Here is a 12,267-nt window from a genome sequence, read left to right as displayed (position 1 = left end):
CCAGCATTGTGTATTTCAGCTACTCAATAATTGGGAAACTTCAGTTAAATTATTCTCCTGTTGTTGGGTCTATGATCGTTGTTATTTCAGCAATAGAATTTGCTGGAAAACCTCCTTGTTCAGCATGTGTTCTCACTGCTGTTTCATCTGGGGCTATATAGATACAATAAATTTTGTCTGCAGTAACAAAACTTTCCAGCCACTGTATTTATGGGCCCATATTATGCAAAACAGCGCAAGATTTTTGCGAAATTTGTGCAGTTCATTCCCGCTTAATTCCCCTGCACCTGGAATGTCTCGTTCAATTATATATTTAGGCATATTAGTCTCCTAGATGACCAGTCGTCTTAAAATAAAGCGATCAAGTATATCGCAGCTCAGTAAAAATAATCTTATTAATAGTCTAGTAATTTATGGATAAAATTATTTATTTACAAAATAATCTTCCAATAAGGTCGCTACAAATTGTTGTAAAGGTTTTACTGATTGCTCAATTTTCATCCTTAACAAAGCGCCTTGCCAATTATCAATTAACAAATCAGCCATTGTGTCTGCATTAAGATCGACACGAACGGTTCCTTCCTGTTGTGCTCGTAATAATGCTGTTAGTTGTAATTTTTTATAACGTTCCAACGCTGTCTTTAATGAATGTCTACAAATGTCACTAGTATCCCCTAGCCCACCCATCAAATTACCCAGCAAACAGCCGCCTTTATATCCTGTCTGCTTAACTTCGTTAATTAATTCTGCATAATATTGCTTTAATGCCGTTAATCCATCCAGCTCAGGATTTTGCAAATGCCCCTTTAAACGTATTATAAAAGGCTCAATATAATGGCTTATAGCTTCCGCCGCAAACTCTTCCTTACTGGAAAAATAATTATAAAAAGAACCTTTAGGAATGCCCACAGTATTCAAAATATCTTTCAAACCAGTACCGTGATAGCCTTGCTCCATCAGCATTTGCACGCCCTGGTCCAATAGTTTCTCACGTTTAATCTGTTTTCTGGCAATTATTGTCATGGGAGCTATTATGCGACCGGTCGTCTTATATTTCAAGTTTTTATCCTAAGAATTTAAGTTGAACGTGAATTTATAGTGCTTTAAAAAATCTTAGCTTCACCCATAGGTTAAGCGGGCATTGTTTTAAAGTGCTATGGAATCAAGGGCTAGCTCTAGAAACCGTGAGCAACTGATTTTTCTATGTTTATTTTTATGACTTTTAAAAAACCATAAAAAAAGGGTCTTACGACCCTTTCTTATAGCAAATAAACAAAAAAGTGTTAGCTTTCTTGTTTCTCGACTTCTTTCATACTTAATCTTACGCGACCCTGACGGTCAATTTCCAGTACCTTAACTTTAACAATATCACCTTCAGATAGCTTGTCACTTACTTTATCAACATGCTCATTAGTGATTTGTGAAATATGTACCAGACCATCTTTACCAGGAAGAATGGTAACAAAAGCACCAAAATCAATTAGACGGACAACTTTACCTTCATAGATTTTACCAACTTCAACTTCAGCAGTAATTTCTTCGATAATTTTCTTCGCTGCTTCTCCAGCGGCCTTATCAACCGAAGATACATTAACAACGCCATCATCAGTTAAATCAATATTCGCTCCAGTTTGCTCAGTAATACCACGAATGGTAGCCCCACCTTTACCGATGACTTCACGAATTTTGCTAGGGTCAATTTTAAAGCTAATGATTCTCGGCGCATAATCTGACATCTCGTCACGAGTTGTAGATAATACTTTATTCATTTCACCTAAAATATGTAAACGACCGGCTTTAGCTTGTTCTAAAGCTGCACTCATAATTTCAGAAGTAATACCATCAATTTTGATATCCATCTGTAAAGCAGTGATTCCCTTTTCAGAACCTGCTACTTTGAAATCCATATCACCTAAATGATCTTCATCACCGACGATATCAGACAATACGGCAAATTCATCGCCTTCTTTAATCAAACCCATTGCGATACCCGCAACCGGCGCTTTAAGAGGTACACCCGCATCCATAAGCGCCAGACTCGTACCACAAACAGAGGCCATAGAGCTAGAACCATTAGATTCGGTAATTTCAGATACCACACGAATGGTATAAGGAAATTCAGCCATATCAGGCATCACAGCTGCAACACCACGCTTCGCTAAACGACCATGGCCAATTTCACGTCTTTTTGGTGAGCCAACAAAGCCTGTTTCCCCAACACTGTATGGAGGAAAGTTGTAATGCAACATAAACGGCTCTTTGTACTCGCCCGCAAGTGCATCAATAATCTGTGCATCACGCTCTGTTCCAAGTGTTGCAACAACCAAAGCCTGTGTTTCACCACGCGTAAATAACGCAGATCCATGAGTGCGTGATAGCACACTGGTGCGAACAGCAATAGGTCTAACGACATCTAAATCACGACCATCAATACGTTTTTTATCGCTTAAAATAGCCGTACGTACGACTCTTTTTTCGATTTCTTCGATAATATCGCGAATTGCAGATTCTTCATATTGCTCGTCTGCAGTTAACTTCTCAACAATAGCAGCTCTAATATCGCTTAGTGCATCCTGACGCTCAAGCTTTTCTGCAATTTGATAGGCTGTCGCAATAGCTGCTTCAACTTCTGTATTAACTAAAGCTTCTAAATCGGTATCAGCAACAGGTGCAACCCAGTTATATGCAGGCGCATCTACTTCAGCTGCAAATCCTTTAATAGCATTGATTGCTACTTGCATTTGCTCATGGCCAAATAAAACCGAACCTAACATTACTTCTTCAGTTAAATTATCCGCTTCAGATTCCACCATTAGTACTGCATGGCTTGTACCTGCAACGACTAAATCCAGTAGTGAACCTGTTAGAGTCTCTTTATTAGGATTTAAAACATACTCACCCTCTATATAACCTACACGTGCCGCACCGATAGGACCATTAAAAGGTAATCCTGATACTGCTAAAGCAGCTGATGCACCCAATAGTGCTGGAATTTCTGGATCTACTTCAGGGTTTAATGAAACAACAGTGATGATGATTTGAACTTCGTTAGTATAGCCATCTGGAAATAAAGGACGAATGGGTCTATCAATAAGGCGACAGGTTAACGTTTCTGTTTCCGTTGGACGACCTTCTCGTTTAAAAAAACCACCCGGGATTTTTCCAGCCGCATACGCTTTTTCTTGATAGTTTACTGTTAACGGAAAAAAGTCACCTTTACTAGGTTCTTTTTTACCGACAACTGATACTAAAAGCGATGTACCTTCGACATCAATCATTACTGCGCCGCTAGTTTGACGGGCAATTTCACCTGTTTCAATACTGACTAATTGTTGGCCATATTGAAATTCTTTTCTGATCGGTTTCAGATTCACTATTGTTTTTCCTTCGTGTTAGAAATTGGATTTGTAGCGTTACAACCCAAGAACAAGGCAATAAAAAAGCGGTACAAAGTACCGCTTTTTTTATTTAGGTTCTACTTACGTAAACCTAAACGTGCAATTAAAGATTTATAGCGCTCACCATCTGTTCTTTTCAAGTAATCTAACAATTTACGACGTTGATTAACCATTCTTAATAGTCCACGACGAGAATGATTATCTTTTTTATGCGCCGCAAAATGTGGTGCTAAATGATTGATATGAGCGGTTAATAAAGCAACTTGAACTTCTGATGAACCGGTATCTGTTTCAGATAAACGGTATTCTTCAACAACTGCTTTTTTTTGTTCTGCTGTAAATGGCATTTTAATCCCTATGATTATAGTGTTATTAGAGCCTTAGCTCTAGTTAAAATGTTTCCACGATAGGGTGTAGAAACACGAAAATAATTAATTAAGCTTAAATAATTTTCTGGGCTGTATTTTAGCATTCAATAACATTTCACCCAAGCCTAAAAATTTTTGTTCATGATATAGACGTCGCAAGCCCTGCTCAATTTTCTCGTCAGGCACTGATATTTGCTGGCCTTGCAAAACTAAATCCGCATCAAGCTGAGAAATATTTATTGCAGGAATTGCCTGTAATGGCTTATCAACGGCTATTAATAATGCCTGCAAAGCATCATCTGACTCTATTGATTTTAATTGCTCGATAGTCAGAGCATTTTCTAATTTAAACATTCCAGCAGCGGTACGCCGCAATTCTTTTACTGTCCCACCACAGTTAAGAGCATGACCAATATCTTCGGCCAAAGTCCGAATGTAAGTGCCTTTTGAACACTGCACATCCACAGTCAGCAAGCCATCAACAAAACTTAGGCATTCAATACCATAAATTGTGATTTTCCTGGCTTTACGTTCAACAGTAATTCCTTCTCGCGCTAATTCGTAGAGTTTTTTTCCATTGTGCTTTAATGCGGAATACATCGGCGGAATTTGTTCTATTTGCCCAACAAACGATGTTAGACAGGAGGCAAGTTGTTGCTCACTAATTTCCGGAACCTCTTTGACTTCTAGAACCGTTCCATCCACATCTCCGGTATCAGTCATGACACCTAGCTGAATCACCGTTTGATAGCGTTTATCATCCGCCAGCATAAAAGCTGAAACCTTGGTGGCCTCTCCTAAACACACGGGTAACAATCCTGTTGCTAAAGGATCCAGACTTCCCGTATGTCCTGCTTTATTAGCATCATAAAGACGCTTTACTTCTTGCAATGCTTTATTTGAACTAATGCCCTGCCGCTTATCTAGCAGAAGAATACCATGAATATCACGACCTTTTTTGCGTCTCGCCATACTTTAGTCATCACCTTCTGGTTCATCAGTTGAGCGCATCGGTTCAGCTAATAACTCTGAAACGCGCATCCCTTTCTCAAAGGAATTATCATAATAAAATTTTATATAAGGCACGTTCCTAAGGCGCATCCGTTTGCCCATTTCCGAACGTATATAAGGAGCCGCATCATTAAGCCAGGCTATATTATTTTTTTGCCCTTCTGCATCAGCACCTAAGGCAGTAATATAAACTTTTGCCGTCGCTAAATCTTTACTTAGCTCAACTTCATTGACAGTAATAAAACCTATGCGCGGATCTTTAATACCTTGCTGCAAAATAATAGCTAATTCTTTTTGCATTTGCGAGGAGACCCGCGAACTGCGCTTAAACTCTCTAGCCATTATAGTTCACGCTGCACTTCAAAACGCTCAAAGACTTCAATCTGGTCACCTACTTTAACATCGTTGTAGTTTTTAACACCGATACCACATTCCATGCCCATTTTGACTTCATTAGCATCATCTTTAAAGCGGCGTAATGATTCTAGTTGTCCTTCATAAATCACCACGTTATCGCGCAATACACGAATGGGTAAATTACGCTTAACAAATCCATCAATAACCATACAACCAGCAATCGAACCAAATTTTGGTGAGCGGAAGACATCTCTTACTTCTGCTAAACCTACAATTTTCTCTTTGATTTCAGGCGACAACATACCACTAAGCGATTTCTTCACATCATCAATCGCATCATAAATAACACTGTAATAATGCAAATCAATTTCTTTTTCAGCAATTAATTTTCTTGCTGTGGCATCTGCACGAACATTAAAGCCCATCAAAACAGCACCTGAAGCCAATGCCAAATTGGCATCCCCTTCATTAATACCACCAACACCACCATAAACAACTTTTACAGAGACTTCATCAGTTGATAGCTTAACCAGAGATTCACGTAAAGCCTCCAGACTACCTTGAACATCAGTTTTAATAATGACATTCAGGATTGAAGTTTCACCAGCCGCCATTTGAGAGAAAACTTCTTCTAGTTTAGATGCTTTCTGAGCTGCATTATGCCTTAATTTTGTCTTATCTTCTCTATGCTCTGCCAGATCTCTTGCCGCTCGTTCACTAGTCACAACAACAAAATCATCACCCGCATTCGGCGTTCCTGACAAACCAAGAATCTCTACTGGCGCGGAAGGCCCAGCTACCTTTAATTTGTCACCATCCTCATTAAACATTGCTCTAACACGGCCATACTCATGTCCACAGAGTACAATTTGTCCTTGCTCTAACGTTCCTTTCTGTACCATAACAGTGGCTACAGCACCTCGCCCTTTATCTAATCTGGATTCAATAACCAAACCAGATGCTGTTCCTTCATTAGGCGCTTTTAACTCTAATATTTCAGCTTGTAAAATCAGCGATTCAATTAAAGCATCAACACCCTCTCCTGATTTAGCGGATACTTTAAGAAATTGCACATCGCCGCCCCACTCTTCTGGAACAACCTCAATGGCTGATAATTCCTGCATGACTTTATCAGGGTTAGCTTCAGGCTTATCTATTTTGTTGATTGCAATAATCATCGGCACGCCAGCAGCACGAGCATGCTCTACCGCTTCCTTCGTCTGTGGCATAACACCATCATCAGCAGCAACAACGACAATAACGACATCAGTCACATCTGCTCCACGCGCACGCATTGCTGTAAATGCAGCATGTCCTGGAGTATCCAGAAAAGTTACCGCGCCATGATCTGTTTTGACCTGGTAGGCTCCGATATGCTGGGTAATTCCACCCGCCTCACCTGATGCAACTCGCGTTTCACGAATATAATCTAATAAAGATGTTTTCCCATGATCAACATGCCCCATAATTGTAACGATTGGTGCTCTAGGAAATTCCTGGCGATCATCTGTTTCAGTATGCTCTGCTAGCATATCCGTTTCATGATCCTCTTCACTGGTCATGACTGGAGTATGGCCCATTTCTTCAACGAGAATAACCGCTGTTTCCTGATCAATACTCTGGTTAATCGTCGACATGATACCAAGCTTCATTAAATGCTTTATCACTTCTGCCGCTTTAACACTCATCTTCAGAGCTAATTCAGCAACAACAATATTTTCTGGAATACTGATCTCTTTCGATGCAGTTTCAGTAGGCATTTCGAAAGTATGCTTGGCATTAGGATCAACAAATTGCTGCTCATATTTACGTCCACCTTTTTTGCGCCCTTTTTTACCATACGAAGGCTTAGCACCACCGGCGGGTTTATCTGCACGTCTATGCACCGTTGCCGGCTTATTAGCTGGTCTATTACCAGCTCCAGCTCCGGCTGGTTTTCTAGCGCCTCCTGCTGCCTTCTTTGCAGCCGCTGCTTTTTTAGCTGCCGCCTGCTTCCTTACTTTTTCAGCATTTCGCTCAACTGAAGCTTCTAGTCTTTTAGCCTTTTCTACAACCTGACGCTCTGCTTCAGTTTCTTTTTCTTTCTTTGCACGCTCTGCCCGCGCCTCGTCTTCCAGTTTTTTAACAGCAGCTTGCTTCGCTTCTAATTCAGATTTTTCTCTTGCCGCCTTATCTCTATGCAACTGCTCTTCAACTTCCTGTTTTTTAGCTCGTTCTTCCAGGTCTTTTTTGACACGCTCTAATTCTTCACGCTCCTCATCCGACATAGCCTCTTCACGCTTAATATAGGTTTTTTTCTTATTCACCTGAATATTAATCGTTTTAGTGTCCTGTCCCGGAGTCGTTCCTTGCTTCAGAGATGTAACTGTCCGGCGTTTTAAGGTAACTTTCTTGGCCGCGCTCGCTCCAGCCTCTTCATCCTTGCCGTGACGCTTACGTAAATGACCTAACAGGGTCATTTTCTCATCTTCATTAATCTTATCATCAGCAGTATGAGCAGAAATACCCGCCTCCTTCATTTGCTCTAATAAACGCTCCAAAGGTATGCCAACTATGCCAGCTAATTCTTTTACTGTTTTATCACTCATTTTTAACCCTCGCCATTATCATTAGCAAACCAAGGTTCGCGCGCTTTCATAATCAATTTAGCGGCCATCTCTTCGTCCATACCTGTTAAGTCAAGCAAATCATCTACCGCTTGCTCAGCTAAATCATCCATCGTTATAATGCCCTTGCTTGCCAGTTCAAATGCTAACTCTTCCACCATACCTTCCATAGTCAATAAATCTTCAGCTGGCTCTGCAGTTTCAATTTTTTCTTCAGAGGCAATAGCATTAATTAGCAGAAAATCTTTCGCTCGTGATCTTAGCGTTTCCACTAACTCGGCATCAAACCCATCAATTTCCAGCATTTCACTGCTAGGAACGTAAGCAATTTCTTCAACAGAATTAAAACCCACTTCCGCCAGCACAGTTGCAATATCCTGATCAACATTTAACTGCTGTTTAAATTCCTCAACTAGCTTGTGCAGCACTTCCTCTGAGTCTTTATTGACCTCAACGACATCCCTGACATTTAATTCCCAACCTGTTAATTCAGTTGCCAGGCGTACATTCTGTCCACCACGTCCTATTGCCTGGGATAGACTATCTGAAGATACTGCAACATCCATAGTATGCTTATCTTCATCAACAACAATAGATTCTATTTCAGCCGGCGCCATTGAGTTAATTACAAACTGCGCTTCAATCTCATTCCATAAGATGACATCAATACGTTCACCATTTAATTCATTGGAAATTGTCTGCACCCTTGACCCTCGCATTCCTACACAAGCGCCAACAGGATCAATCCGCAGGTCATTACTACGCACCGCCACTTTAGCTCTTGAACCTGGGTCACGAGCTGCACCTAATACATTAATCAAACCCTCACCAACTTCAGGCACTTCCAGACGAAACAGTGCTAATAATAATTCCGGGGCAGTACGGCTAACATATAGCTGAGGACCACGCACTTCCGTACGAACTTCTTTTAAATAACCGCGAATACGATCACCTACTCTCACCGTTTCTCTCGGAATCATGTGTTCACGGGGAATAAAAGCATCAGCATTACCGCCTAAATCCATATAGACACTGCCTTTCTCTATACGCTTAATCACACCCGTAACTAATTCGCCTACTTTATCTATATAGGCATCCGCCACTTTCTTGCGCTCAGCTTCACGCACTTTATGAATAATAACCTGCTTGGCTGCCTGCGCTGAAATACGTCCAAATTCAGCCGCCTCTATTTCATCTTCGACAAAATCATCCACTTCAATCTCTGGATCATCCACTTGAGCAGCTTGCAGTGAAATTTGTGTCGTCGGGAATTCAATTCCCCCAGGAAACTCATCAGTTTCCTCCACTACCTGCCAGCGTCTATAAGTCGTATTTTCACCCGTAATCCGATCTATGGAAACACGCGCTTTAATAGGAAATTCATAACGTGATACTGTTGCACTTTCCAGCGCAGACTCTATTGCCTGAAATATAACTTCTTTCTCTATATCTTTTTCGTTGGAAAATACATCTACAACCAATAAAACATCTTTATCTGCCATCTAGACCTCCTTAAATTGAATAGTCTGGTTCAAGCTTTGCTTTAGCCATCGCTTGAAATGGAACTTTATAAACCTGACCATCCTGCTGGAGATACACACTGTTATCTTCAACCTTTTCGATCACCCCTGTTATCTTACGCCTACCGCCTACAGGCTTAAATAAATTAACCTGTGCGGTATGGCCAATAAATTGCTCAAATTGCTTTAACTTAAATAACGGTCTATCCATGCCAGGCGACGAAACTTCCAGATTATATTCTCCAGCAATAGGGTCTTCTACATCCAGAACCCCACTCACTTGATGACTGACTTTAGTACAGTCTTCCATTCCGACACCTTGCTCTGCATCAATAAAAATACGCAAAAAACCATGTTTCGGGTGAGAATTATACTCAATACCCACGGTAAGTATTGGGTCGGGAAGCTGTTGCCCAAGATAATTAAGTTCATTTACTTCAGGAGCCTGCTTCATTTCGTCTCACTTTCTTGCACACATAAAAAAAGAGGCTAAAGCCCCTTCCATAAACAACTTATATCACTGTTTTCTAGCACCTAGAAACAGAAAAACCCCAAAAAGGGGTCTTTAAAAATCTGGTAGCGGGGGCAGGATTTGAACCTACGACCTTCGGGTTATGAGTGCTATCCAGACTACTCTAAACTTCGTTAAACAACCGATAAACAGGAGTATACAGAAAGCCTTAAGTTGTTGCAAGTAGTTTAAAGTAATTCTAAGTTATTGATGTTTTTTTTCAAGTGTGCACAAAAGCGTGTACTTCACCCGAAGGTCGCAAGGTAAAAAGGCTAGCTTATAAATTGGCATCTATTATGCTTTGTGTATTGCCAAAACATCCAGGCAAAAAAAAGCGATCACTTAGACCGCCTTAAAAATGCCGTGGTAATTATTTTATTTTAGTGTGACCCAAAAAGCCTCTTATAAATATCTTGCTGAACGCTGTTTCCTGGGTTGTCGTTTAGCTGTTTCATCTCCTCTCCATTATTCATTACAAGGTCGAAAATTTCTTTATTTAAGCCGCCACTTTCACGTTGTAATAATTCGTTGCTCATAGCGTCACGCTGTTCCTTGCTTAGCTCGCCAGCGTTTACATTGATAATCTTTTCGGTAAACAATCCTAAATGCCTGCATAGTAATTCCAGGTTAGTTTTTTTATCAGATAGTTTATATTTGCGCTTGATAACCTGCTCTTCATTGCCTGCTATAGAATCTTGATTAATTTCTTGAATGGCCGCTGCTACATCCCTAGGTAATTCATGCACGGGTATAAGCTCCCCATATTCGTCATAAATATCTTGAATGTTAAAGAAAGCCATTTTAGCGATCTCTGAAAGAATCCGATCTTGTGTTATGCCCGTCCGCTTTTCGCGTTCTAACATTCGCCTTTTTATTTCATTAAATACAAGCGGCTTTACCTTACCATTACTTACCCATTAATAAGCCTTTGATGCCGCTGTTGTCGGGCTGTAGCCTGCTTCAATAGCTGCCCTCTCAACATCCAGGTCAATTAAATATTCGTCTATAAAACGTGAATCTCTTTTGGTTAATTTTTTCATTGCCTGAATACCAACATTTACCAACTTTTTATTTTCCTGAATACCAGGTTTTTACTGGTAGTTGAAGGGCCAATTGGCCCTAAGTTATTTATTGTCCCCAATTGGGGACTGTTTAGTGTTGCCTTTCCCTGCTTGGTTACTTGGCGCGTATAGCCCGTTGCTGTTGCTTAGTTATCTCTCAACCATTCATAAATCGCTAAACGCTCAGCATCAGAAGAGAGCCGCCCGCTTCCAGTGGGTACAATGCCAAGTGCTGCATAAGCCCTTTTACGTGAAGCAGTGATAACATTATTGTCATTGCCTACGATACTTGTTATCGCGTCCTTAAAGTCTTTTTGATTGCCATCATAACCCTGTTTACTTGAGTCTATGTCTAAAAGGGCATTTGAATGCTCATTTGATAATAACTCAGGTTTTTCATTGGCTGGCTTACCCTTTAATCTAGCGATTTCCGTATTCTTGTCATCCAGTATTGCATCGGTTATGCCCGCCACTCGTTCAAGCTCTTTAACCTGTGCTAACAGTGCATCACGTTCCTTTTGAAGTGCCTGCCTGGCTTCACGATCATCAGAGCCGGCCTTTAATTGTTTTTTGACCGCTGCTAGTTCTAGTTCCAGTTCATCAACCGCACCTTGAAGCCTAGGTAATTCCTTGCCGTTATCAGGTAACTTATCATCAACATTCTTTGCACTATTCTTTAAGCCGTTACCATGTAATAAACTAACAACATAGTTTGCTTTGGTTAATTCTGATTGCTTAGCATTACCATGTAATAAGTCGAATTCATTGCAGGGTAACAATACCTCAAGCTTTTTGAATTTGCCTTTAGCCTTTGCTCTGAATTCTCTTTGACGCTCTGCATTAGTCTTTCTCATTGGTGTGGCTCGTAGTCCTCTAGTATCTCAGCAACAACCCCCGTTATTTGTGTTGGTATGCCATTCTCATTAACTGTGTCGATAGTTACCGTTTCGCCTACCTTACAATAAATTACAGTTCCCGTTGTATCATCGCTTAATCGTACAGTCATCATAGTATCACCTCATTATTATTTGTTATCATGTAACCGTCAATAACTCTTTAGCTGTAATCAATCCAAAATCATTAGATAGCGTGTGCAAGTGACATTCCAGTTCAGCAATAATTGATTCTGGTGTACTTACTTCTTTGGCAAGCTCTACCGCTTCCTTAGGAATGTGCACGAAATAACTTCCTGAAGCAGCCAAGCTTGAATAATGAAATATCTCCCCTAAATTAAGGTTATCTTAATTTATTACTCAGTGGTTGTCTTATGTCATTTCCTTATAAAAAAAATATCGAAAAGTCGATGAAGAAATTTTATGACTCACTTTGTGAAAAAAATAAGCGACGGTATGCCGCCATTGAAAGTGAGAAATTATCTCATGGTGGCGTTAACTATATTTCAGCTTTATTAGAGTGTGACCCAAAAACTATCCGC

The 12,267-nt window shown here is 40.4% G+C and carries 11 protein-coding genes and 2 pseudogenes; all 13 read right to left on the bottom strand.

Going from position 1 to position 12,267, the window contains the following annotated elements; all coding sequences use genetic code 11:
• Positions 1–49: 49 nt before the first annotated feature.
• Positions 50–321: pseudogene (locus CDZ78_RS03455) on the bottom strand (DUF4242 domain-containing protein).
• Positions 322–423: 102 nt separating this feature from the next.
• Positions 424–1,023, bottom strand: coding sequence for a TetR/AcrR family transcriptional regulator (locus tag CDZ78_RS03450; RefSeq protein WP_087868718.1), 600 nt, complete (start codon positions 1,021–1,023; stop codon positions 424–426).
• 260 nt (positions 1,024–1,283) lie between these two features.
• The gene (pnp, locus tag CDZ78_RS03445) at positions 1,284–3,368 is read right to left on the bottom strand and encodes a polyribonucleotide nucleotidyltransferase (protein ID WP_087868717.1); all 2,085 of its coding nucleotides are present in this window, start codon (positions 3,366–3,368) and stop codon (positions 1,284–1,286) included.
• Between the two features lie 107 nt (positions 3,369–3,475).
• Complete coding sequence (rpsO, locus tag CDZ78_RS03440) at positions 3,476–3,745, bottom strand: 30S ribosomal protein S15 (protein ID WP_087868716.1); 270 nt, start codon at positions 3,743–3,745, stop codon at positions 3,476–3,478.
• Between the two features lie 84 nt (positions 3,746–3,829).
• The gene (gene truB / locus CDZ78_RS03435; protein WP_087868715.1) at positions 3,830–4,738 is read right to left on the bottom strand and encodes a tRNA pseudouridine(55) synthase TruB; all 909 of its coding nucleotides are present in this window, start codon (positions 4,736–4,738) and stop codon (positions 3,830–3,832) included.
• A 3-nt stretch (positions 4,739–4,741) separates the two neighbouring features.
• A complete protein-coding gene (gene rbfA / locus CDZ78_RS03430) occupies positions 4,742–5,119 on the bottom strand; it encodes a 30S ribosome-binding factor RbfA (RefSeq protein WP_087868714.1) in 378 nt (125 codons plus the stop codon).
• Positions 5,119–7,722, bottom strand: a complete 2,604-nt coding sequence (gene infB, locus CDZ78_RS03425; RefSeq protein ID WP_087868713.1) for a translation initiation factor IF-2 — start codon at positions 7,720–7,722, stop codon at positions 5,119–5,121. The genes rbfA and infB overlap by 1 nt, the downstream gene beginning before the upstream one ends.
• Before the next feature lie 2 nt (positions 7,723–7,724).
• On the bottom strand, positions 7,725–9,242 hold the full coding sequence (nusA, locus tag CDZ78_RS03420; protein WP_087868712.1) for a transcription termination factor NusA: 1,518 nt from the start codon (positions 9,240–9,242) through the stop codon (positions 7,725–7,727).
• A gap of 10 nt (positions 9,243–9,252) precedes the next feature.
• Positions 9,253–9,714: a ribosome maturation factor RimP gene (gene rimP, locus CDZ78_RS03415; RefSeq protein ID WP_087868711.1), complete on the bottom strand. Its 462-nt coding sequence runs from the start codon at positions 9,712–9,714 to the stop codon at positions 9,253–9,255.
• 437 nt (positions 9,715–10,151) lie between these two features.
• Positions 10,152–10,811: pseudogene (locus CDZ78_RS03410) on the bottom strand (terminase small subunit).
• A 167-nt stretch (positions 10,812–10,978) separates the two neighbouring features.
• Positions 10,979–11,686, bottom strand: coding sequence for a hypothetical protein (locus tag CDZ78_RS03400; protein ID WP_087868708.1), 708 nt, complete (start codon positions 11,684–11,686; stop codon positions 10,979–10,981).
• Positions 11,683–11,841, bottom strand: coding sequence for a hypothetical protein (locus tag CDZ78_RS21665; RefSeq protein WP_167374158.1), 159 nt, complete (start codon positions 11,839–11,841; stop codon positions 11,683–11,685). Before CDZ78_RS21665 ends, CDZ78_RS03400 begins: the two co-directional genes overlap by 4 nt.
• Positions 11,842–11,866: 25 nt before the next feature.
• Positions 11,867–12,010, bottom strand: coding sequence for a hypothetical protein (locus CDZ78_RS21660; RefSeq protein ID WP_167374157.1), 144 nt, complete (start codon positions 12,008–12,010; stop codon positions 11,867–11,869).
• Positions 12,011–12,267 lie beyond the last annotated feature (257 nt).

It is taken from the genome of Bathymodiolus platifrons methanotrophic gill symbiont (genome assembly GCF_002189065.1).
GTDB lineage: Bacteria > Pseudomonadota > Gammaproteobacteria > Methylococcales > Methylomonadaceae > Methyloprofundus.
This window is presented reverse-complemented; position numbering and strand designations above follow the sequence as displayed.